The organism is Agrobacterium sp. NPDC090273 (genome assembly GCF_044772305.1).
Taxonomy (GTDB): Bacteria; Pseudomonadota; Alphaproteobacteria; order Rhizobiales; family Rhizobiaceae; genus Agrobacterium.
This window is the reverse complement of the sequence record NZ_JBIVYN010000010.1, coordinates 60918-82353: the sequence shown is the minus strand read 5'-3', so window position 1 is coordinate 82353 and position 21436 is coordinate 60918. Positions and strand designations below refer to the sequence as shown.

The 21436-nt window shown below is 56.7% G+C and carries 21 protein-coding genes; 17 read left to right on the top strand and 4 right to left on the bottom strand.

Going from position 1 to position 21436, the window contains the following annotated elements; translation table 11 throughout:
* The first annotated feature begins 88 nt into the window (after positions 1-88).
* The 5 genes from ACIQT8_RS22270 (at position 89) to ACIQT8_RS22250 (ending at position 6269) form a co-directional block, all read left to right on the top strand.
* Positions 89-949: a carbohydrate ABC transporter permease gene (locus ACIQT8_RS22270; protein ID WP_400969891.1), complete on the top strand. Its 861-nt coding sequence runs from the start codon at positions 89-91 to the stop codon at positions 947-949.
* Positions 946-1782, top strand: a complete 837-nt coding sequence (locus tag ACIQT8_RS22265) for a carbohydrate ABC transporter permease (RefSeq protein ID WP_400969888.1) — start codon at positions 946-948, stop codon at positions 1780-1782. The genes ACIQT8_RS22270 and ACIQT8_RS22265 overlap by 4 nt, the downstream gene beginning before the upstream one ends.
* Positions 1783-1794: 12 nt before the next feature.
* Positions 1795-2880 carry an ABC transporter ATP-binding protein gene (locus ACIQT8_RS22260; RefSeq protein WP_400969885.1) on the top strand — a complete coding sequence of 362 codons (1086 nt, stop codon included), beginning with the start codon at positions 1795-1797 and terminating at the stop codon, positions 2878-2880.
* Between the two features lie 39 nt (positions 2881-2919).
* The gene (locus tag ACIQT8_RS22255; protein ID WP_400969882.1) at positions 2920-4923 is read left to right on the top strand and encodes an aldo/keto reductase; all 2004 of its coding nucleotides are present in this window, start codon (positions 2920-2922) and stop codon (positions 4921-4923) included.
* Positions 4924-5036: 113 nt separating this feature from the next.
* Positions 5037-6269 carry a M24 family metallopeptidase gene (locus ACIQT8_RS22250; protein WP_400969879.1) on the top strand — a complete coding sequence of 411 codons (1233 nt, stop codon included), beginning with the start codon at positions 5037-5039 and terminating at the stop codon, positions 6267-6269.
* A 20-nt stretch (positions 6270-6289) separates the two neighbouring features.
* On the opposite strand, the gene ACIQT8_RS22245 is transcribed toward ACIQT8_RS22250, so the two are convergent.
* From ACIQT8_RS22245 to ACIQT8_RS22235, 3 genes are all read right to left on the bottom strand, one after another.
* Entirely contained in the window at positions 6290-6604 is a 315-nt protein-coding gene (locus tag ACIQT8_RS22245; protein WP_138792648.1) for a cupin domain-containing protein, read from the bottom strand.
* Between the two features lie 27 nt (positions 6605-6631).
* Positions 6632-7375, bottom strand: coding sequence for a FadR/GntR family transcriptional regulator (locus ACIQT8_RS22240; protein WP_138792647.1), 744 nt, complete (start codon positions 7373-7375; stop codon positions 6632-6634).
* A 140-nt stretch (positions 7376-7515) separates the two neighbouring features.
* Complete coding sequence (locus tag ACIQT8_RS22235) at positions 7516-8313, bottom strand: NAD-dependent epimerase/dehydratase family protein (protein WP_400969875.1); 798 nt, start codon at positions 8311-8313, stop codon at positions 7516-7518.
* Between the two features lie 131 nt (positions 8314-8444).
* Between ACIQT8_RS22235 and kduI the strand changes: the two genes are divergently transcribed.
* The 8 genes from kduI to ACIQT8_RS22195 all read left to right on the top strand — a co-directional run bounded on the left by kduI (position 8445) and on the right by ACIQT8_RS22195 (position 16054).
* Entirely contained in the window at positions 8445-9269 is an 825-nt protein-coding gene (kduI, locus tag ACIQT8_RS22230) for a 5-dehydro-4-deoxy-D-glucuronate isomerase (RefSeq protein WP_262526439.1), read from the top strand.
* Positions 9266-10009: a 2-dehydro-3-deoxy-D-gluconate 5-dehydrogenase KduD gene (kduD, locus tag ACIQT8_RS22225; RefSeq protein WP_400969871.1), complete on the top strand. Its 744-nt coding sequence runs from the start codon at positions 9266-9268 to the stop codon at positions 10007-10009. Before kduI ends, kduD begins: the two co-directional genes overlap by 4 nt.
* Before the next feature lie 104 nt (positions 10010-10113).
* The gene (gene kdgD, locus ACIQT8_RS22220; protein WP_138792643.1) at positions 10114-11025 is read left to right on the top strand and encodes a 5-dehydro-4-deoxyglucarate dehydratase; all 912 of its coding nucleotides are present in this window, start codon (positions 10114-10116) and stop codon (positions 11023-11025) included.
* A 25-nt stretch (positions 11026-11050) separates the two neighbouring features.
* Positions 11051-12187 (top strand): mandelate racemase/muconate lactonizing enzyme family protein, encoded by a 1137-nt coding sequence (locus ACIQT8_RS22215; RefSeq protein ID WP_400969868.1) that lies wholly within the window; start codon positions 11051-11053, stop codon positions 12185-12187.
* Positions 12184-13062: an amidohydrolase family protein gene (locus tag ACIQT8_RS22210; protein WP_400969865.1), complete on the top strand. Its 879-nt coding sequence runs from the start codon at positions 12184-12186 to the stop codon at positions 13060-13062. The genes ACIQT8_RS22215 and ACIQT8_RS22210 overlap by 4 nt, the downstream gene beginning before the upstream one ends.
* A gap of 140 nt (positions 13063-13202) precedes the next feature.
* The gene (locus tag ACIQT8_RS22205) at positions 13203-14180 is read left to right on the top strand and encodes a TRAP transporter substrate-binding protein (protein ID WP_400969862.1); all 978 of its coding nucleotides are present in this window, start codon (positions 13203-13205) and stop codon (positions 14178-14180) included.
* Positions 14181-14252: 72 nt separating this feature from the next.
* Complete coding sequence (locus ACIQT8_RS22200; protein WP_400969859.1) at positions 14253-14774, top strand: TRAP transporter small permease; 522 nt, start codon at positions 14253-14255, stop codon at positions 14772-14774.
* Positions 14774-16054: a TRAP transporter large permease gene (locus ACIQT8_RS22195; RefSeq protein ID WP_400969856.1), complete on the top strand. Its 1281-nt coding sequence runs from the start codon at positions 14774-14776 to the stop codon at positions 16052-16054. Before ACIQT8_RS22200 ends, ACIQT8_RS22195 begins: the two co-directional genes overlap by 1 nt.
* A gap of 30 nt (positions 16055-16084) precedes the next feature.
* Here the strand turns inward: ACIQT8_RS22195 and ACIQT8_RS22190 are convergent, their stop codons facing one another.
* A complete protein-coding gene (locus tag ACIQT8_RS22190) occupies positions 16085-17014 on the bottom strand; it encodes a helix-turn-helix domain-containing protein (RefSeq protein WP_400969853.1) in 930 nt (309 codons plus the stop codon).
* A gap of 209 nt (positions 17015-17223) precedes the next feature.
* Between ACIQT8_RS22190 and ACIQT8_RS22185 the strand changes: the two genes are divergently transcribed.
* From ACIQT8_RS22185 to ACIQT8_RS22170, 4 genes are read left to right on the top strand one after another with little or no spacing between them, the layout of a single operon-like run.
* Positions 17224-18105 (top strand): carbohydrate ABC transporter permease, encoded by an 882-nt coding sequence (locus ACIQT8_RS22185; RefSeq protein ID WP_400969850.1) that lies wholly within the window; start codon positions 17224-17226, stop codon positions 18103-18105.
* Positions 18106-18109: 4 nt separating this feature from the next.
* On the top strand, positions 18110-18994 hold the full coding sequence (locus tag ACIQT8_RS22180; RefSeq protein ID WP_262526427.1) for a carbohydrate ABC transporter permease: 885 nt from the start codon (positions 18110-18112) through the stop codon (positions 18992-18994).
* 1 nt (position 18995) lies between these two features.
* The gene (locus tag ACIQT8_RS22175; RefSeq protein WP_400969846.1) at positions 18996-20096 is read left to right on the top strand and encodes an ABC transporter ATP-binding protein; all 1101 of its coding nucleotides are present in this window, start codon (positions 18996-18998) and stop codon (positions 20094-20096) included.
* Between the two features lie 43 nt (positions 20097-20139).
* Positions 20140-21405 carry an ABC transporter substrate-binding protein gene (locus ACIQT8_RS22170; RefSeq protein ID WP_400969843.1) on the top strand — a complete coding sequence of 422 codons (1266 nt, stop codon included), beginning with the start codon at positions 20140-20142 and terminating at the stop codon, positions 21403-21405.
* The last annotated feature ends 31 nt before the right edge of the window (positions 21406-21436 follow it).

Below are 21436 nucleotides of genomic sequence, written 5' to 3'. Positions count from 1 at the left end.
TGGACGGCGCCTGCTCCCATACGGGCAGGCGCCGTGCTCGAGGTCATTCATCCGGCCCAATCTACTGAACCGGCAACGGGAGGTCGTCATGCCGTCAAGGAACAGGATCGCTTACGCGTTCCTTGCGCCCTATCTTCTGATCTTCGCAACTTTCTGGCTCTGGCCGATCATCAGTTCGTTTTTGCTGTCGTTCCAGAACACGCGCATAAACCCATGGCGGTTCGCGCCCTCGCTCAACTGGGGGAGGCTCGTTGCCGATCCGGCCTTTTACAATGCCCTTTACAACACTCTGATCATCCTCGTCATTCAGGTGCCTGTGATGATCGCGCTGGCGACGGTCATGGCGGTGCTGCTGAATTCGCCGCTCCTGAAAGTGCGTCCGCTCTATCGCTTCGCGTTCTTTGCACCTGTCGTCGTCGGTGAGGTTGCCTACGCTGCGGTGTTCCGGCTGATGTTCAGCGCCGATTTTGGCATCGTCAACAAGCTGATCACCTCCATTGGCCTGTCACCCATCTCCTGGTTCGACAATGCCAACGCTGCCATGGCACTCGTTATTATTGCCGTTACGTGGCGCTGGGCAGGTTATAACGCCATAATCATTCTGGCCGGGCTGCAATCCATCCCGGGCGACGTCTACGAGGCAGCCACACTCGATAAGGTCAGCAAGAGACAGCAGTTCTTTCACATTACGCTGCCACTTTTGAAGCCGATCATCCTGTTCTGCGTGGTTCTTTCCGTCATCGGCACGATGCAGCTCTTTGCCGAACCATTCCTGATTACCAATCGTGGCGGACCGGGCGGCGGTACCGAAACGCTGGGGCTCTTCCTCTATCGACAGGGCTTTACCTCTTTGAATTTCGGCTACGCGTCTGCGATCGCCTACACCATGGCAGCGCTCGCCATTGCCATTTCGCTTCTCAACCTATGGATCGGGAGGGAGCCGAAATGAGATCGAAGTCGAAATCCCTGTTCTGGCAGAAACTCGGTCTGCATGCGGTTCTGACGCCTCTTGCGATTATCTGGCTGTTTCCGCTCTGGATGATGTTCGTGTTTTCAACGATGCCGGACTACGGCATTTTCAGCCCCGATATCGTGCTGGTGCCCTCCACGAACTTCATAGAGAATTTCAGAAACCTTCAGGCAGATACGAATTTTCTGAGGGCAATGTTCATCTCGATCACCGTCGCGGTGATCTATACGATCCTTTCTGTTTTCCTGACATCAATGGCGGGCTGGGCGTTGGCGCGCTACCGCTTTGCAGGCAAGACGGTTGTCGTCGCAATTATTCTCGGGACAATTACACTGCCCTTCGCCGTTGTCGTCATCCCGCAGTTCATCATGGTGGCGCGCGAGTTCAAGCTCGCCAACACCTGGGTGGCATTGATCGTACCGCCTCTGTTCAACTCGCTTGGCGTGCTCTTCATGCGCCAATCCTTCTCCATGATGCCGACTGAGCTTTTCGATGCGGCGCGTGTCGAAGGTGTAAAAGAATGGCAGATATTCCTGCGCGTTGCCCTACCACTCGCACGGCCCACCATGGCTGCCTTATCGATCATTCTCTTCCTGGCGTCATGGAACAACTACCTTTGGCCGCTCCTCATCAATTCCCGCCCAGGAATGATGACCGCTCCCGTGGCTCTTGGCACCCTCATCGGGCTCACCAAGGTTTCATGGGGCGGCATCATGGCGGGGGCTGTCCTGCTCACCGCGCCCATCCTCGTGGTGTTCGTCTTTCTGCAACGTCATTTCATCGCCGGCATCTCCGCCGGTGCGGTCAAGTAAGAAGGAGGCCGCATGGCGGAACTTTCGCTCAAAAAGGTCATCAAACGCTACGGTGCGCTTGAAGTCATTCATGGCGCCGATCTGGAAATCGAGGATGGTGAATTTGTGGTTTTTGTCGGCCCGTCCGGCTGTGGGAAGTCGACGCTGCTGCGCATGATTGCCGGTTTGGAGGATATCTCGGACGGCGATATCAGCATCGCTGGACGGACCGTCAACGATGCTGATCCGGCTGATCGCGGCATTGCCATGGTCTTTCAGTCCTATGCGCTTTATCCGCACATGACTGTCAGGGAAAACCTCTCTTTCGGCCTCAGGATGAACGGCAATCCGAAAGCCGATACCGAAAAGCGTGTCGCACGCGCGGCCGAGATCTTGCAAATCAACGAGTTGATGGAACGCCGGCCCAAGCAGCTTTCCGGCGGTCAGCGGCAACGTGTGGCGATTGGCAGAGCGATCGTCCGCGAACCGCAGGTCTTTCTCTTCGATGAGCCGTTATCGAACCTCGATGCAGAACTGCGCGTCCAGATGCGCGTGGAAATTTCGCGCCTGCACAAGCAACTCGGCACGACGATGATCTATGTCACTCACGATCAAACGGAAGCCATGACACTGGCCGACAAGATCGTCGTGTTGCGATCCGGAAATATCGAGCAGGTGGGTGCTCCACTCGATCTTTACGATGATCCCACCAACCGGTTTGTCGCAGGTTTTGTCGGTTCGCCAAAGATGAACTTCCTCGATGCGACAGTCATTGCCAGCGGCATGAATGATGCGACCGTCGCGTTGACGAGCGACCCAACTGTGCGGCTTTCGCTTGCTGTTGAAAGCCCAATCCCCGAGGGGACAAAGGTTGCATTGGGAATTAGGCCCGAACATTTCACCGAGGCCGGTTCTGGCGATGCCGACCTCCAGCTTCATGTCGATGTGGCCGAGCATCTCGGCAATACCAGCTATGTCTATGCCGGTACGGCAGGCGGTGAGCCACTCATCGTCGAGCGGCCTGAATCGCGCGATGTTGGCAAGCGCGATCAACTGACCGTGGGCCTGATGGCTCGCAAAACATTTCTTTTCGACAGCCATGGCGCGCGTTTGCGCTGATCTTTCCCAAGAACCATCCAGGAACACACGAGGTTTTTCATGACGACCGACCAACCGATCCGCTGGGGCATTATTGGTCCAGGTACCATCGCACGGACTTTTGCAGACGGTATCGCGCACTCCACGACGGGTAAGCTTGAGGCTATAGCGACACGCAACCCCGATAAGCCGGGGCTCGCAGAGGCTTTCGCCGGTGCCCGCATCGTCAGGGGCTATGAGGCTCTGCTCGTCGATCCTCTGATCGACGCCGTTTATATCGCCACCCCCCATACCGGCCACGCGGAGTGGGCAATCAAGGCAATCAGGGCGGGCAAACATGTCCTCGTCGAAAAGCCGATTGCGCTTTCCGCCTATGATGCGGACGCGATTTTCCACGAGGCGAAAAAGGCCGGCGTCTTTGCAGGTGAGGCCTATATGTACCGCCTGCATCCACAGACCGCCAAATTGGTCGAGTTGATCAGGAACCGTGCTGTCGGCGACATCCGCATCGTCCGGTCGAGCTTCGGCTTCAATATGGGCACCTTCCGGCCTGACCACAGGCTTTTTGCTAACGAGATGGCGGGAGGAGGTATCCTGGATGTCGGTGGCTACCCCGTGTCGATGGCAAGACTTGTGGCAGGAGCTACCGACGGAAAAGCTTTCGCAGAACCGGATAAAGTTTCTGGCGCGGCTTATCTCGGCCAATCCGGCGTTGATGAATGGGCCTCGGCGGTTTTGAAATTTCCAAATGGAATTGTCGCGGAAGTCTCATGCTCGATCATGGCTTCACAGGATAACGTTCTCCGGATCATCGGGTCGGAGGGGCGCATCGAGGTCAAGGATTTCTGGTTTGCCTCGGGTCATAAGGGTGGCGTTGGCCGGATCGACATCATCAAGGGGACGGAGACCGAAACCATCGAGGTGCCGGAAGATCGTTGGCTTTATTCATTTGAGGTCGATGCTGCGGGCAAGGCGATCCGTGAGGGCCGGCAGGAGTTTGAAGCCCCCGGCATGACATGGGCGGACACCCTCGGCAATCTCAGGGTCATGGATCAGTGGCGTGCAGCCGTTGGACTTGAGTACGGCGTCGAGAAGGCGTCCATGCGGACCACCAATATCGCCGGAGGCAAGGTCGAAGCAGGCAACGCCGTGCCGAAACGCCAGATCCCGGGGATTTCGAAACCGGCTTCCGTCGTTGCGCTCGGATTTGAATTTTTCCCGAATTTTGCATCCGCGTCGCTGACACTCGATGCCTTTTACGAGGCAGGCGGCAATCTTTTCGATACCGCCTACGTCTACGGTGGTGGCAAGACCGAGGCGATCTTTGGCGATTGGCATACGAGCCGGAACGTGCCGCGCGAGGAGATTGTTCTGATCGGAAAAGGCGCCCATTCGCCGCTTTGCTATCCTGACATGATCTCCAAGCAGCTCGATCAGTCTCTGGAAAGGTTGAAGACGGACTACGTCGATGTCTATTTCATGCATCGCGATAATCTCGAGGTGCCGGTCGGTGAATTCGTCGATGCGATGGACGCCGAGGTAAGGCGTGGACGCATTCGCGGCATTTTCGGTGGCTCGAACTGGACGCGGGAGCGGATGGACGAGGCGGCTGCCTATGCCCAGAAGAATGGCAAGCAGCAGCCGGCCGCACTTTCCAACAACTTTTCACTTGCCGAGATGCTGGACCCGATCTGGGCCGGATGTGTCGCCGCATCAAACGACGACTGGAAATCGTGGCTGAACGCCCGCAACGTTCCCAATTTTGCCTGGTCCAGCCAAGGGCGGGGCTTCTTTACGGATCGGGCCGGTCGAGACAAGCGGGACGACGAGGAAATCGTACGTGTCTGGTATTCGGATCGCAATTTCGAGCGTCGTGACAGGGCAATCGAGCTTGGGCAGGAACTCGGTCGCCTGCCGATCCACATTGCCTTGGCGTATGTGATTGCTCAGCCGTTCCCGGTCATCCCGCTCATCGGCCCACGCACTATTGCCGAGCTGGAGGATAGCCTTTCCGCACTCGACATCAGCCTAACCGAAGATCAGCTCAAACGCCTGGCGGCCTAAAACAATAGGCGGGGGAGCGATCTCCCGCCTTTTTAATATTTCTGATGGCTGCTAAAGCGAAAGCCGGATGAACTCTGCTCGCGCTGCGAGTAGAACAGGCTTGCGGAGGCTTCATGAGCGATATCAACCGGGACCGTGCCGAAACCGTGATGCGCGTAGCCGGGCTTGATGCGCTGGTGCTCTTCCAGCCAGAGGCTTTCCGTTATGCAATCGGTGCCCAGGCTGGTGTTGCAACCATGTGGGGCAGGGCAGGCTCAGCCATTGCACTCGTTCCTTCCGATGCGACCGCCCCTCTCGCAGCCATTGTCAGCGACCATGCTGCTCCTTCGGTCCGAAAGGTTGCGCCAAACGTCGACATTCGCAGCCATCGCATCTGGATTGATATCGTCGACCTTTCCGGTGTTGAAGAGGTGGCGCAGATCGATGATGCCTACCGGCGTTCCCACAGTGGTGGCTTTCGGCCTGAGACGTTCGACCGTTCGGCTTGTTTTACGCTGTTACGCGAGGTGCTCAACGAGCGTGGGCTTGCAAAGGGGCGTATCGGGGCTGATCTCGAATTCATGCCAGCGGCTGATTTCGATGCGCTGAGACGTGCTCTCCCCGATGTTCTTTGGGTCGATGGATCAGAAACACTGCGCCGTTTGCGTGTTATAAAATCGCCGGTGGAGATAGAACGTCTGCGCCGCGCGGCGCGTGCGGCAGAAGCGGGTCTCGTCAGCCTGGCAGAGGAAGTCCGCCCAGGTGCGACGCTCTCCAGCCTTTCAGCCGCGTGGACAGCCGGTGCGCAAGCCTATGCCAGCAAGAACGGTTTTTCGTTGAGTGGCCATTGGGATTATATTTCGGTCGGACCTGCCTTGTCTGACATGACGGCAGTTGTCACGCCGGGAGCGCTGATCAAGGCGGATGTCGGAACGCTGGTCGACGGATATTCGTCGGATGGCGCGAGAACCTTCTCTTTCGGTCCGGTCAGCTCTCTTGCCGCGGATGTCTTCGCAGCACTGGAAGATGCATTTGCAAACGGCGTTGATGCGCTCCGCCCAGGCAACAGTTTTGGCGCCGTCCATGCCACAATGCTGACGGCCATGCGGAGCAATGGGTTCGGTGAGTATTTCCGGGGGCATTTCGGCCATTCGGTCGGCGGCGGCGTTGGTATCGAGGAGTGGCCGTTTTTCTCGAGCGACAACGCCGAGATCATCGAACCCGGCATGGTCGTTGCTGTTGAAGCGCCTTTTTACGGCGAAGGGCTGGGTGCCCTGATGATTGAGGATCAATTCCTCATAACGGCCACCGGGGCCGAATGCATGACGAGCCTGCCACGTAGCCTGAGAGATCTTTCTCTGCGCTGAGGCTAAGTTTCGATGACGTCTTACAGAAAGTCATCCCGACGCGGGGTGAAGCAGTCAATCAGTTCGCCCTGTTCCAGGCAGAGGCAACCATGCTCGACATTGCCAGGGATAACCAGGCTATCGCCCTGCTTCAGCTCGTAGGCTTCGCCATTGCGGAAAAACCGGAAGCGCCCGCTGGCAACATAGGTGGACTGAACATGGGGATGGCTGTGCAACTTGCCTTCGGCGTCCTTTTCAAAACGGAACGAAACGACCATCAATTCGGCCGCTTCCGAGAGTACGGTTCGCTGGACACCCTGATCCGGGGACACCGTCGGGAAGGCGGGAAGCTGCATATTCATTCTCCTCTATAGAAATGCTGATCAAATCGAACGCGGTGTTCGCAGCATGGCGCGATACCGCATCTGGCTGTTTTTCAGATGAAGGCGCATTGCTGCGCGGGCCGCTTCCTCATCGCCATCCTGAATGGCGATCAGGATAGCTTCATGTTCGCCAACGAGGCGTTCGAGGTCCTCAGGTGACAGCACCTTTTCGGCGCCGTCTTTGGAGACGGCGCGGCGCGGAATTAGTGTCGCTCCGAGGACTTCGAGGAACTCGCTGAAGCGGGGGTTATTGGCTGCATTCGCGATGGCAAGATGAAAGGCAAAGTCTGCCTCTGCTGTCGGCGATCCTTTTGCGGCGCTGCTGCGAAAGGCGTCAAAAGCCTCGATGATCTTCTCTTCCTGCGCGGGAGAACGGCGAACTGCGGCAAGACCTGCAGCATCACCTTCCACGGCTGTCCGCAGTTCCAGCATTTCAATCAACGATGAGACACGAGCGAGGTCCACATTGTCGAACGGGCGGCGTTCGGCAGCTGGCGGCTCCAGCACAAAAACTCCGGCACCCTGACGGGGCTCAACCAGACCATCGGACCGCAAAGCGGCGATGGCCTCACGGACGACGGTCCGGCTGACGCCAAACTCCTGCGTCAATTGTGCCTCGGACGGCAGGCGGTCACCGGTTTTGTAACGGCCTTTGACAATCTGGCTGCGCAGTTCGTCCGACACCTTCACCACAAGGGTCCTGCCTTGCGGTGCTACTGGTTCGGATACGATCGCTTTTGTCATGGTCAGGGCCGTTTCATGGAGGAACAGGGTTCGTTGAAGCCTTCGGATACGCCAATCGCGCCACGACGCGCAATCTTCAGTCGCTGCAAATTTTACTGAAGTCTTCGTTCCGATTCCGCAGACGCGTGTGGTTCATGGTTTCAATTCTCCGTAAAAATCGGATTGTCGGTAAATACGCCGCCCTGAAACCGTGCCACAGCGTCCGTTGCAGCCGGTCTGGGTACAGTTGCATCGATGTGCTGTCGAAAGCTTTCCGCATTGTCTTTCGGTTTCCATCCGAGATAACCGATATGCGAATTGTCCCACCAGCTGGCGTCATTGGCGGATGCGCCCCAGATGACAGGGCAGCCGAGAATGGGTGCGCGATATACGGCTTCGATCAGCGACGTAAAATCATCGTGTGAAAACCAGCTCGATAACATCCGGTGATTTGCAGGTTCGGGTGTGCACGAACCGATCCGCACCAGTGCAGTCTCCTGACCGAATTTTTCGAAGTACATGCGCGCCAGCGCCTCGCCGAAGCATTTGGAAACACCATAGAGTCCGTCAGGGCGAAACGGAACGTCGTGTGTCAGTCGCTCGGTCTGCGCGTAGTAGCCAATCGTATGATTGGAACTTGCAAACACGATACGGGGCTGTCCGTGCGCCCGTGCGGCTTCATAAAGATTGTAAAGGCCGATGATGTTGCCCTGAAGGATCTGCTCGAAGGGGCGCTCCACCGAAACGCCGCCGAAATGGATGATGCCGTCGCAACCGGCCACCATGTCCTTGACTGCGGCCGCATCGGAAAGGTCGCATTGAACACATTCCTCATTCAGGCCCGGCTTTTCCAGAGGTGCGATGTCGGCAACCCGGATGACGTCGGCAAGATGTGCAAGGCGCTGTCGCATAACCTGGCCAAGCTGACCTGCCGCTCCGGTAACAAGAAGCCGTTTCATTGCAATTTTCCTCCAGCAAACAGGATGCGGTCATTCGGTCCCGTGGGCCTATTGACCTTGTCATACATATCGTACAATAAGTGGATAACATATATTATGTGTTTCTTGCAACAACCCCAAGGAGGAGTTTCATGCTAACCGTCGAAACGCGGCAGGCCGTCAATCCAGAGTTTGCCAAAACGCTCGATACGGAGGGGCTTCGCAAGCATTTCCTCGCTAATGACATGTTCCGCTCGGGCGAAATCCGGCTTATTTATACCCATTACGACCGCTTCGTTATGGGTGGCGCGGTGCCAGATGGTGCGTCGCTGACATTGGATAAGGTCGAAGAAACGAAGACCCCGTCATTCCTGGATCGGCGCGAAATGGGCATCGTCAATGTTGGCGAGACCGGAACCGTGAGTGCTGGCGGTGAAACCTATACGTTGAACCGGGGTGATGTCCTTTATCTCGGTGCAGGCTCCGGTGCCGTAACATTTGCTGGCCAGGGTCGCTTCTACATCACGTCATGCCCCGCCCACCGCAGTCTTCCGGCCAAGCTCGTCACCATTGCTGACAGCAAGGAAGTCAAATTGGGTGCGGTCGAAACATCGAACAAGCGTACAATCAACCAGTTCATCCACCCGCTCGTCATGGAAAGCTGCCAGCTCGTGCTGGGATACACGATGCTGGAAGAGGGCTCGGTCTGGAATACGATCCCTTCGCACGTGCATGATCGCCGCATGGAGGCCTACCTCTATTTCGGCATGGATGAGAAGTCTCGCGTGCTGCATCTGATGGGCGAGCCGCAGGAGACGAGGCACCTCTTCATCTCCAACGAAGAAGGTGCGATTTCTCCGCCCTGGTCCATTCATTCCGGCGCGGGCATCGGCTCCTACACGTTCATCTGGGCCATGGCAGGCGATAACGTCGACTATACCGACATGGACTTCATTCAGCCAGGGGACCTGAAATGACAAATCCCTTTTCGCTTCAAGGGCATAAGGCGCTTGTAACAGGTGCAAACACCGGTCTTGGGCAAGCGATAGCAATCGGATTGGCGGCTGCCGGTGCGGAGGTGGTCTGCGCTGCGCGCCGTGCGCCCGACGAGACGCTCGAGGTCATTGCCAAAGAGGGCGGTAAGGCGAGCGCGCTCCTCATCGACTTCGCTGACCCGCTTGCGGCCAAGGATGTCTTTGAAGGCGCTGGTTTCGATATCCTGATCAACAATGCAGGCATCATCCGGCGTGCCGATTCGGTCGAATATTCGGAAGCGGATTGGGATGACGTGATGGACGTCAATCTCAAGGCGTTGTTCTTCACGACCCAGGCCTTCGCAAAGGAACTTCTGGCGTCGGAAAAAACCGGCAAGGTGGTCAATATTGCCTCGCTCCTGTCGTTCCAGGGTGGCATCCGTGTTCCAGCCTATACGGCTGCCAAACATGGTGTCGCCGGTTTGACCAAGCTCCTTGCAAACGAATGGGCGAGCAAGGGCATCAACGTCAATGCCATCGCGCCCGGTTACATCGAAACGAACAATACCGAGGCCCTGCGTGCCGATGCTGCGCGTAGCAAGGCCATTCTCGAGCGTATCCCTGCCAACCGGTGGGGGCGTTCCGAAGATATCGCCGGTGCGGCTGTGTTCCTGTCGTCGCCGGCTGCGAACTACATTCACGGCGCAATTCTCAATGTTGACGGAGGCTGGTTGGCGCGCTGATGCGCCAACCAAAAAATTCATCATATAAGTTGTATGATGAGTTGTTGACAAAGGTAGGGTAGGCTGCTTAATTGCGGCGAGTGGATTTACAAAGGACTTCTGAAATGACCCCTGAACAGATCAAGGCCGCGCTGGGCTCCGGCCTCCTCTCTTTCCCTGTAACGCACTTCGATGCTGAAGGCCGTTTTGCCGGGGATAGCTACAGGGCGCATGTCGAATGGCTTGCGGGCTACAAGGCGCCGGTGCTTTTTGCTGCCGGCGGCACGGGCGAATTTTTCTCGCTGAAGCCCAGCGAAATTCCTGGCATTGTTTCGGCTGCAAAAGAAGTATCAGGCGAAACGGCGATCGTTTCGGGTTGCGGCTACGGCACGGACATCGCAATTGATATTGCTCAATCGGTCCAGAAGGTCGGTGCAGATGGTATCCTGCTTCTGCCACACTACCTCATCGATGCGCCGCAGGAAGGTCTTTACGCTCACATCAAGAAGATCTGCCAGTCGATCGATATCGGCGTCATGGTTTATAACCGCGACAACTCGGTGCTGCAGGCAGATACACTTGCCCGCCTTTGCGATGAATGCCCGAACCTGATCGGTTTCAAGGACGGTACCGGCGATATCGGCCTGGTGCGCCAGATCACCGCAAAAATGGGTGATCGTCTGATGTATCTCGGCGGCATGCCAACGGCTGAACTGTTTGCCGAAGCCTATCTTGGTGCCGGTTTCACGACCTATTCCTCGGCTGTCTTCAACTTCGTTCCGGGTCTTGCCAACGAGTTCTACGCGGCACTTCGCGCCGGCGACCGTGCGACGTGCGAGCGTATCCTCGTTGACTTCTTCTATCCTTTCATGGCGATCCGCAATCGCGCCAAGGGTTATGCCGTTTCCGCCATCAAGGCAGGTGTACGCCTGCAAGGCTTCAATGCCGGTCCAGTGCGCTCGCCGCTCAAGGATCTGACGGAAGAAGAGGTCGGCATGCTCGACAAGCTGATCGGCGCGCACAAGCGCAAGGCCTGATAGGGGTGAAAGGGGAGGAGAGCCCATGAAGATCACCGCTGTCCGTACGCATTTGCTCGAACACCGCCTGGATACGCCTTTCGAAAGCGCATCCATGCGGTTCGATCGGCGGGCCCATGTCCTGGTGGAAATCGAATGCGACGACGGAACCGTCGGCTGGGGCGAATGCCTCGGTCCGGCGCGTCCGAATGCGGCCACCGTCGCAGCCTATTCCGGCTGGCTGATCGGCAAGGATCCGCGCGAGACAGAAAAGATCTGGGCAATCCTCTATAATGCCCTACGTGATCAGGGGCAACGCGGTCTGACTTTGACTGCGCTGTCCGGTATCGACATCGCGCTTTGGGATATCAAAGGCAAACATTACGGTGCATCCGTTTCGATGCTGCTTGGCGGTCGCTGGCGTGAAAGTGTCAAGGCCTACGCGACCGGAAGCTTCAAGCGCGATGGTGTCGACCGCGTTTCTGACAACGCGGCCGAAATGGCCGAACGCCGCAAACAGGGGTTTCATGCCTGCAAGATCAAGATCGGTTTCGGTCTTGAAGAAGATCTGGCGGTGATCAAGGCTGTGCGCGAAGCAATCGGACCTGATATGCGTCTGATGATCGACGGCAATCACGGTTATACGGTTCAGGAAGCCATCACGGTTGGCAACCGGGCAGCGGAATATGGCATTGACTGGTTTGAAGAGCCGGTCGTACCCGAGCAGCTCGATGCCTATGCTCGCGTTCGCGTCGGACAGCCAATTCCGGTTGCAGGCGGCGAAACTTGGCATTCCCGCTACGGCATGTGGCAGGCTCTTTCGAGCGGCGCCGTCGATATTCTGCAGCCTGATCTTTGCGGATGTGGCGGTTTTTCCGAGACGCAGAAAATTGCGACACTTGCGACACTTCACGGCGTGCGTATCGTGCCGCACGTCTGGGGCACGGGCGTGCAGATTGCCGCCGCATTGCAATTCATGGCAGCCATGACGCCGGACCCGGTTCGCGTTAACCCGATCGAACCAATCATGGAATTTGACCGCACCCATAATCCTTTCCGGCAGGCGATCCTGAAGACCCCAATTGAGGCTGTGGACGGTGTTGTCGCCATCCCGAATGCGCCTGGCCTCGGCATTGAGATCAATCGCGAGGCACTTCAACAGTTCAGGATGCCTGACGCATGAGCGCGCTCGAACGCAAACTCTCTGGCGTCGCACCGTCCCCTGCCTTTCCAAGGGGGGCGGTCGACGCACAGATGCATATGTATCTTCCCGGATATCCGGCGCTTGCCGGTGGTCCAGGCCTCCCGCCGGGCGCGTTACCGCAGCCGGACGATTATCGCAAGCTGATGTCATGGCTCGGTGTTGACCGGGTGATTATCACGCAGGGCAACGCCCATCAGCGCAACAACGACAACACTCTGGCTTGCGTTGCGGCCATGGGGGATGTTGCACGGGGCGTGGTGATCATCGATGACACGACGACGGATACCGATATCGAGCGTCTTTCGGCTGCCGGCGCAGTTGGTGCCCGGATCATGGATCTGCCGGGAGGAGCGGTAGATCTTTCCTATCTGGAAACCGTCGATGCACGGGCGGTTTCGGCCGACTGGATGATTGCGATCCAGTTCGACGGCAACAATCTTCTCGAACATCTGCCGCGGCTGGAGAAAGTGCGTGCACGTTGGGTGTTCGATCACCATGGCAAGTTCTTCAAGGGGATCGACCCGGATGGCCCGGAGGTTGCAGCGCTTCTGAAGCTGATCGACCGCGGAAATGTCTGGTTCAAGTTCGCCGGCGTTTACGAGAGCGCACGCCAGGCCTGGCCCTATGACGATGTCGCGGCGTTTTCGCGCCGGCTCGCCCGCCACGCACCAGAGCGGATCGTCTGGGGGACCAACTGGCCACATAATTCGATCAGGGAGACGACGCTCTATCCTGATGACGCGCGCTTGGCAGATCTCGTCCTCGGATGGCTGCCGGATGAAAAGGCGCGACATCTGGCACTGGTGGAGAACCCAGAAGCGTTGTTCAAGTTGCCGCCGTTTTCGGCGGTTTGATGGATTTTGATACCGGTGGAAGGGGAATGGATTCCACCGGCGAATTTTTATGAAAGGTTTTGCATACCGGCCCGGACGGGCGGGAAAATTCGGTCACTGACCCTGGGGAGGGTCTGGCCGTACAACGGAGGAGGAAGAAAATGAAAAAGATAGCAGGCATGCTTTGTGTCGCCATGGGGATGGCGCTTTCCGGCATTTCGGCACAGGCGCAGGAAATTACCTTGCGCTCCGCCGACATTCACCCTGACGGTTATCCAACCGTCGAAGCGGTGAAATACATGGGTGAGCTCCTTGCCGAGCGATCCAAGGGACGCGTCAAGGTTCAGGTCATGAACAACTCCGTCCTTGGTGGTGAAAAGGACACGATCGAACAGACCCGTTTCGGCGTCATCGATATGAACCGTGTCAATGCAGCGCCCTTCAACAACCTGGTCAAGGAAACAACCGTCCTCGGTCTGCCGTTCCTGTTCCGCTCGACCGAGCACATGCACAACACAGTAGATGGTCCGATCGGTGACGAGGTCCTTGCAGCGTTCGAACCGCATGGCCTTATCGGTCTTGCGTTTTATGATTCCGGTGCGCGCTCGTTCTACACCACGAAAAAGCCGATCGAGAAACTGGCAGACCTCAAGGGCCTGAAAATCCGGGTCCAGCAGTCAGACCTCTGGATCTCGATGATGCAGGCTTTTGGTGCCAACCCGACGCCGATGCCGATGGGTGAGGTTTATTCTTCGCTTGAGACAGGTGTCGTCGACGGTGCTGAAAACAACTGGCCGTCCTACGAGTCCGCACGTCACTATGAAGTCGCCAAGAATTACACGCTGACCGAACATTCGCTTAATCCGGAAATTCTCGTCATCTCCAAGGTCACCTGGGACAAGCTGACGCCGGAAGACCAGGCGCTTGTTCGTCAGGCTGCCAAGGATTCTGTCGGCAAAATGCGCGAATTGTGGAGCGCCCGCGAAAAGGCGTCCGAGGAGAAGGTTCGTGCCGGCGGCGCCAACGTCATCAAGGTGAACAAGGAGGAGTTCGCCGCCGCGATGGCGCCGGTCTACGACAAGTTCGTCACCGATCCGAAGATGAAAGATCTTCTGGAACGCGTCAAAGCGGTCAAGTGATCACAGAAAAGCCGGCTCTGGGGACAGGGCCGGTTTTTTCTTGGCGTGCCTCAATAGAGGAGGAAAAACACAATGCGACATTTTATGAGGGCGATACGCCCGGTGCTTGGTGTCCTTAGCCGAGCATCCCTTTATATTGCCGGGATCGGCATGATCGCCATGACGCTGATCGTCGGATGGCAGGTCTTTGCGCGTTACATCCTGAATGACTCTCCAAGCTGGTCAGAACCACTCTCCCTGCATCTGATGTCATGGTTCATCATGCTGGGTGCCGCTGTCGGCGTTCGTGAGAGCGTCCATCTGGGGCTGGATATCGTCCGGTATCTGATGCCGCCACGCGTGCAGGTCGGCATGGACATGACAAGCCTGGCGCTGATCTTCTTTTTTGGCGTCGGCATGGCGTGGTACGGCACGTCGCTTTCCATGGGGACCTGGACGGCGACGATCCCGGTTCTGGGCTGGCCGGGAGGAGTTGATTTCTTCCCCCTGGTTGGCGGTGGCTTCCTGATTGCGCTGTTCGCGGCAGAACGTTTCGTCGATCTCGCCATCGGTGAAGATATTGCAGCTGACGTTCTCGTGCAGGAGGCGGCATAATGGCCTACGCTATCCTTTTCGGTGTCTTTACCTTGCTGATGCTGATCGGGACTCCGATCGCATTTTGCCTGGGTATCGCCTCCTTTGCCACGGTCCTATATCTCGGGCTGCCACCCATCGTGGTGTTCCAGCAGATGAATTCCGGGATGAATGTCTTTGCCATGATGGCGATCCCGTTTTTCATCTTCGCAGGCGACCTGATGGTTCGTGGCGGTATCGCCCACCGGCTGATACGGTTTGCAGCCGGGCTCGTCGGCCATCTTCGAGGTGGACTTGGTCAGGTCAACATCGTGGCCTCGACGCTTTTTGGCGGTATCTCGGGATCAGCCGTTGCCGATGCATCGGCCGTTGGTGGGTTGATGATCCCCCAAATGGCCAAGCGTGGTTATGATCGCGACTATGCCGTCAACGTCACTGTTAACGCCGCCATCATTGCCTTGATGATCCCTCCATCCCACAACATGATCCTCTATTCGATTGCCGCGGGCGGTAACGTCTCCGTTGCCGATCTTTTCACGGCAGGCATCATTCCGGGGCTTCTCCTGGCTTTGGCGCTCATGGTCACGGCTTATATCGTTGCGCGTCGCAAGGGGTATCCGTCTGAGCCGTTCCCGGGCTTTTCGAAGCTGATGTATTATCTCCTGGCGTCTTTCCCAGGAATCCTTCTGATTGGCATCATCTTCGGTGGTGTACGCTCCGGCGTCTTCACTGCGACGGAAAGTTCATGCATTGCCGTGCTTTATGCTTTTCTCGTCGCGATGCTTGTGTACCGCGAGTTGGACTGGCACGGTTTTGTCGAAGCCGTCATGGGGGCCGTGCGCACAACTGCGATGGTGTTGCTTGTCATCGGCACGGCTGCATCCTTCGGCTGGCTGATGGCGTTCCTCCAGGTGCAGACACTGATGATTGCGGCAATCAGTGCGATCTCCGACAATCCAATCATCGTTCTCCTGGTCATAAACGTGATCCTGCTTTTGCTGGGGACGTTCATGGACATGGCACCGATGGTGATTATTTCGACGCCGGTTCTATTGCCGGTCGTCAAAGCCTTTGGCATTGACCCGGTTCATTTCGGCGTCGTCATGATCTTGAATGCCGGTATTGGCCTTAACACACCGCCCGTTGGGACGGTTCTGTTTGTCGGATGTGCCGTGGGGGGCATTTCAATCCGCGAGGCGATGCGCACCATCTGGCCGTTCTTCGGGGCAAGTATCGTGGTTCTTCTTGCCGTCACCTATATCCCCGCGCTTTCGCTCTGGCTTCCCTCACTTTTCCGGTAAGCCATTATCCTCTTCAAATCAGAAGCCTCGCTAAACCAGCGGGGCTTTTTCGGTTTGTTGGGCCAGCGCTTCCTGCTGTTCGCGCTCGTCGAGTTGCAAAAGGTTACCGTGCCTGCTTCGTCTGATCTTGTTCATGTGGTCGCGTGGGCTGAGCCCAAGTGTTCTCTTGAACATACGTGAAAAATAATAGGGATCGGTGTAGCCGACCTCCACTCCCGCCGAAGCAACTGAAAGCCCCGCTTCGAGGAAATGCATGGCACGTTCCATACGTTTGAACTCCTGATATTTTCTCGGGGTCCTCCCGACTCGCTTCTGGAATTCCCGCAGGAAATAATCCCTGTTGTAGGGTGCAGCCTCGGTCGCAGTTAAAGCGATGTCCGGATCGAGAGGGTTGGCCGAGATCATCGTGACAGCTTTCATGACGGCGAGATCAAGTGCTTCCGCCCCTTCCGGCTGAAAGCTCGGGCGGTCGATCCAGCCGAGAAACGCATCATCTATGAATGCGATCAACAGCACCATGAACAGATGGTGCTGGAGAAGGGTGACGGAGGACGGCGGTGCGCTTTGGCGATAATGGCGGGCAAGTGGTTCGAGCAGTGGCCAGCGACTGAGGTGAAGCTTTGGCTTCAGATCCATCTGCGCGATCAGGTTGTGCCGGCCATAAATGTCCAGCGTGAAATGCTGGGCGATACCCCGATAGGTCGTTGTCTTTTCATTCCAGCCGACAAAACGTTGTCCTCTGGAAATCAACATTGCGTCACCTGGCTCGAGCACACGCGGGTCTCCGTCCACCAGATAATGTCCCTGTCCTTCAAGGCAGATGATGAGGTCATCGACCTGATTGGATTTGTCGATTTGCCAGGTACGTGAATGTTCCATCTTGATCGTGGCACGCGTCAGGTTGAGCGTGAGAGCGGCAGGCGGAATGGTGGATAGAATTCCACCTTCGATTTCGTCCATCTTTTTCCTCCTCTTTGTTAATTCACCTTCCTAGCGAATTTTGGTTTTTATACAACATAAACCGCCTATCAGCGCTGCATCGATCCGGGAGGAGATGGAGTGCGGCGAACCGCGCATTGGCATGCGCTTCGCTGGCCTCTTCGGGAGAATCACTTGTACGAAATTGTATTCAGGAATACGTGCCTGTTCGAGGCGCGGGGGGGAGCGTTATGAAATCTCAACGCCTTCTGGGGCTGGGGTATCTCGCGCCTTATATCATCGGACTGCTGGTCTTTACCGCAATTCCGTTTCTCGGCTCTCTCTATCTCAGCTTCACGCGTTACGATCTGATGAGCGACCCGACCTGGGCGGGGCTTGCCAATTACGAGCGCCTGTTTACCCGTGACCGCACCTTCATGAAGTCGTTGAACGTGACATTGTTCTACGTCTTTCTGACCGTGCCGCTCAAGCTTGCCTTTGCGCTCTTCATTGCTGCGATCCTCAATTACAGATTGCAGTTCATCAATTTCTTTCGCACTGCCTTCTACGTCCCGTCGATCCTCGGCGGCTCGATCGCGATTGCCGTGTTGTGGCGCTACATGTTTGCCTCAGAAGGCCTCGTCAACATGGCGCTCGGTTATGTCGGACTGGGTCCGGTCGACTGGTTCGGTGACCCGACAAACGCGCTCTTTACCATCACACTTCTACGTTGCTGGCAGTTCGGCTCGGCAATGGTGATCTTTTTGGCGGCGCTGCAATCCATCGACAAGTCGCTCTATGAGGCGGCGGCGATCGACGGTGCCGGGAAGATCAGGACATTCATCTTCATAACCTTGCCTCTTCTGACGCCGGTGATCTTCTTCAACCTCATCATGCAGATGGTTCAGGCGTTCCAGGAGTTCAACGGGCCCTACATCATCACCCAGGGCGGACCCTTGAAGTCCACTTATCTTCTACCCCTCTACATCTATGACGAGGCGTTCAAGAAGTTCAACATGGGCTATGCCTCTGCCATCGCATGGGTCCTCTTTACCATCATCACCGTGCTGACCCTCGTTGCCTTCTGGTCTTCGAAGAAGTGGGTCTATTACGCCGGCGACAAGCGGAACTGATCTCATGACGGATGTTTTAACCCTCAACGAAGTCCAGGCCGCCCGCCGCGCCAAGCTGAACCTGATTTCCACCAGTATTCGCTATGTGCTGTTGTTTGCGGTCGGACTTTTGATGCTCTACCCGCTCATCTGGCTGGTGGGAGCAAGCTTCAAGACCAATTCGGAGATCTTCTCCGGAGCCGGCTTCATCCCTGAAAATCCGACCCTCGACGGTTATATCCGTGGCTGGGAAACCTCGACGCCCTATACGTTCGGCAGGTTCTTCTGGAACTCGTTCCTGATCATCTTGCCGAAGGTTATCGGAACGGCGATTTCGTGCACGATGGCAGCATATGCTTTCGCCCGTTTCGATTTTCCATTGAAGAAGATCCTGTTCGGTTCGGTCATCGCCATTCTGCTTCTGCCGAATGTCGTCACCCGTATCCCGCAATACATCCTCTTCCGTGATCTCGGCTGGCTGGACAGTTTCCTTCCGCTTTGGGTTCCCTCGGCAATGGCCGGTGACGCGTTCTTTGTCTTCATGCTGGTGCAATTTCTCCGTTCTCTCCCGTCCGACATGGAAGAGGCGGCTCGCGTGGACGGAGCAAACAGTCTGCAGACCCTCGTCTACATTGTCGTGCCAATGCTGGCGCCGGCGCTGATTTCAGTATGCCTGTTCCAATTTATGTGGACGATGAACGACTTCCTGGGGCCGCTGATCTACCTGTCTTCGGTCGACAAATATCCGGTGAGCCTCGCGCTCAAACTCTCCATCGATACCACCGAGGCGTTCGAGTGGAACCGCATCCTGGCGATGTCGGTCCTGACGATCGCACCTGCGCTGATCGTCTTCTTCGCAGCCCAACGGTATTTCATTGAAGGGATCTCGTCTGGCGGGGTCAAAGGTTAAAATGGCACGCGTTCAACTCAAAAACCTAGAAAAGACCTACGGCAACAGCTTCAAGGCCGTGCATGGCATAAATCTCAATATCGAGGACGGCGAATTCATGGTGTTCGTCGGTCCATCCGGTTGTGCGAAGTCTACCACACTGCGCATGGTCGCGGGCCTCGAAGAGATCAGCGGCGGGGATATCGTCATCGGTGACCAGCGGGTCAACGACCTGCCACCAGGCAAGCGATCCATTGCCATGGTCTTCCAGAATTACGCACTTTATCCGCACATGAAGGTGCGCGGAAATCTCGCTTTCGGCCTGAGGATCGCAGGCGTTGCCAAGCCGGACATAGAAAAGGCAATCGACAATGTTGCCCGCATTCTAGAGATTGAACCGCTGCTTGACCGGTTACCAAAGCAACTCTCCGGTGGTCAGGCACAGCGCGTCGCTCTCGGTCGTGCGCTTATCAAGAAGCCCGGCGTCTTCCTTTTCGACGAACCTCTTTCCAACCTCGATGCGAAACTCCGCGCCTCCATGCGGGTGCGGATCACCGACCTGCATCGTCAATTGAAGGCGGAAGGGCTTTCATCGACGGTCATCTATGTGACGCACGATCAGACCGAAGCCATGACGATGGGTGACCGTATCTGCGTTATGCAGACGGGGCGCATCATGCAGGTCGCAACGCCGAAAGAGCTCTACAATCATCCGGCCAATCTCTTCGTCGCAGGTTTCATCGGTAGCCCCGAAATGAACCTCATCGACATTGGGATCGAAGGCGGAGAATTCGTTATTGCCGGTCAACGCCTGCCTATTGGGGACCACCTCGAAAAGCGATTGTCGCGTCGACCGGCGAATGCCGTCATCGGAATCCGTCCGCAGCATTTTTCGCTTGCTGCAAAAGGCGATGGTCCCGTCCTCAGCGCTAAGCTGACCAATGCAGAGTTCATGGGCCATGAGGTCTATCTGCATGCCGATCTACAGGGCCAGAAGCTCGTGAGCGTCGTCGGGGCAGCGGAATTCGAGGCGCTTGGCTCGGACGGCGTCGTCCACCTTCGACCCGACCCGGAGAAACTGCATATTTTTGACAAGGCCGACGGCCGCAATGTCTCGCTGTGAGGAAGAGACTTGCGTGCCTGATATTTCGTGGAGGAGAAACACAATGAAAATAGCAAAAACGATGGCAATGCTTGCGGGTGTAGCCTATGCGGCAATGGCTGCGTCCAGCCCCGTCTCTGCAGCTGAGCTGCGCATGTCCTGGTGGGGTGGCGAAAGTCGCCACGTCGCGACGCAGAAGGCGATAGCCGCTTGCGGCGAAAAATACGGTCATACCGTCAAAGGTGAGTTTACGGGTTTTGATGGTTACCTTGAAAAGCTGACTACACAGATGGCAGGCAAGACCGAGGCGGACATTGTGCAGGTCAACTGGCCATGGCTACCGCTTTTTTCGAAGAATGGCGAAGGATTTGCCGATCTGCGTCAGCTGAAACCGCTGGATCTATCGCAGTGGGATGCTTCCGATCTTGACGCAGGATCGATGAACGGCGTCCTGCAGGGCGTATCCGTTTCGACAACGGGTCGCGTGTTCTTCTTCAACGCGACAACCTTTGAAAAAGCGGGTGTTGCCGTACCATCCACCTGGGACGAGTTTTTTGAAGCAACGAAGACCATCAAAGAGAAGCTGGGCAAGGACCACTATACCTTCAATGCCGTGAAGGAAACGGCGCAACTTCTGGTGACGCTGGCAGTCGTCCAGAAGACCGGTAAGGATCTGGTGGACGCAAAGACCAACCGTGTTGCCTGGACACCTGAGGAGCTGGCAGAAGGCATTTCCTTCCTTGGCAAGCTGGTCGAAACCGGCGCGATCCGGTCACAAAAGGAAGAGGCCGCTGACGGCAACGTCAACCTCTTTGAAAAACCCTCATGGTCGGAGGGCAAGATCGCCGGATCCTATGAATGGGATTCGACCTATTCGAAATATGCCGACCCGTTGAAGGACGGTCAGGTGCTGAAGCCGGTTAAAATGCTGAAACTCACAGACGGTGTCACGGAAGGCGTCTACCGCAAGCCATCCATGGTCTTCTCGATTTCGAAAAACTCGAAGAACCAGGAAGCAGCGGCCCAGATCCTCAACTGCCTGCTGAATGAACCAGAGGGCATTGATGCACTCGGGACGTCGCGTGGCCTTCCAGCCTCCAAGGCTGCGGCTGCACGTCTCGGAGACAAGGGCGAGCCGGAAGTGCGCGCAGCAAATGCGATCGTTATGGCAGCGTCTGGTCCAACCGTCTCACCGTTCAACGAGCATCCGGAAATCCGGTCCGCATTCATCGATACGCTCGAGGAGTACGCATACGGCCAGATTCCGGCTGACGAGGCAGCTGAACAGATCATCGATACGGTCAACGACGTTCTGGCGAAGTTCGACTGACACAGGCAGAACACTCCCGCCACGGGAAGCC

Excerpts from the sequence above, each read along its gene's own strand:
- ACIQT8_RS22185 (WP_400969850.1), top strand. The coding sequence starts at position 17,224 with ATGAAATCTCAACGCCTTCTGGGGCTGGGGTATCTCGCGCCTTATATC.
- ACIQT8_RS22180 (WP_262526427.1), top strand. The coding sequence starts at position 18,110 with ATGACGGATGTTTTAACCCTCAACGAAGTCCAGGCCGCCCGCCGCGCC.
- ACIQT8_RS22190 (WP_400969853.1), bottom strand. The coding sequence starts at position 17,014 with ATGGACGAAATCGAAGGTGGAATTCTATCCACCATTCCGCCTGCCGCT.
- ACIQT8_RS22240 (WP_138792647.1), bottom strand. The coding sequence starts at position 7,375 with ATGACAAAAGCGATCGTATCCGAACCAGTAGCACCGCAAGGCAGGACC.
- ACIQT8_RS22260 (WP_400969885.1), top strand. The coding sequence starts at position 1,795 with ATGGCGGAACTTTCGCTCAAAAAGGTCATCAAACGCTACGGTGCGCTT.
- ACIQT8_RS22270 (WP_400969891.1), top strand. The coding sequence starts at position 89 with ATGCCGTCAAGGAACAGGATCGCTTACGCGTTCCTTGCGCCCTATCTT.
- ACIQT8_RS22255 (WP_400969882.1), top strand. The coding sequence starts at position 2,920 with ATGACGACCGACCAACCGATCCGCTGGGGCATTATTGGTCCAGGTACC.
- kduI (WP_262526439.1), top strand. The coding sequence starts at position 8,445 with ATGCTAACCGTCGAAACGCGGCAGGCCGTCAATCCAGAGTTTGCCAAA.
- ACIQT8_RS22250 (WP_400969879.1), top strand. The coding sequence starts at position 5,037 with ATGAGCGATATCAACCGGGACCGTGCCGAAACCGTGATGCGCGTAGCC.
- ACIQT8_RS22215 (WP_400969868.1), top strand. The coding sequence starts at position 11,051 with ATGAAGATCACCGCTGTCCGTACGCATTTGCTCGAACACCGCCTGGAT.
- ACIQT8_RS22205 (WP_400969862.1), top strand. The coding sequence starts at position 13,203 with ATGAAAAAGATAGCAGGCATGCTTTGTGTCGCCATGGGGATGGCGCTT.
- ACIQT8_RS22265 (WP_400969888.1), top strand. The coding sequence starts at position 946 with ATGAGATCGAAGTCGAAATCCCTGTTCTGGCAGAAACTCGGTCTGCAT.
- kduD (WP_400969871.1), top strand. The coding sequence starts at position 9,266 with ATGACAAATCCCTTTTCGCTTCAAGGGCATAAGGCGCTTGTAACAGGT.
- ACIQT8_RS22175 (WP_400969846.1), top strand. The coding sequence starts at position 18,996 with ATGGCACGCGTTCAACTCAAAAACCTAGAAAAGACCTACGGCAACAGC.
- ACIQT8_RS22210 (WP_400969865.1), top strand. The coding sequence starts at position 12,184 with ATGAGCGCGCTCGAACGCAAACTCTCTGGCGTCGCACCGTCCCCTGCC.
- kdgD (WP_138792643.1), top strand. The coding sequence starts at position 10,114 with ATGACCCCTGAACAGATCAAGGCCGCGCTGGGCTCCGGCCTCCTCTCT.
- ACIQT8_RS22195 (WP_400969856.1), top strand. The coding sequence starts at position 14,774 with ATGGCCTACGCTATCCTTTTCGGTGTCTTTACCTTGCTGATGCTGATC.
- ACIQT8_RS22245 (WP_138792648.1), bottom strand. The coding sequence starts at position 6,604 with ATGCAGCTTCCCGCCTTCCCGACGGTGTCCCCGGATCAGGGTGTCCAG.
- ACIQT8_RS22235 (WP_400969875.1), bottom strand. The coding sequence starts at position 8,313 with ATGAAACGGCTTCTTGTTACCGGAGCGGCAGGTCAGCTTGGCCAGGTT.
- ACIQT8_RS22170 (WP_400969843.1), top strand. The coding sequence starts at position 20,140 with ATGAAAATAGCAAAAACGATGGCAATGCTTGCGGGTGTAGCCTATGCG.
- ACIQT8_RS22200 (WP_400969859.1), top strand. The coding sequence starts at position 14,253 with ATGCGACATTTTATGAGGGCGATACGCCCGGTGCTTGGTGTCCTTAGC.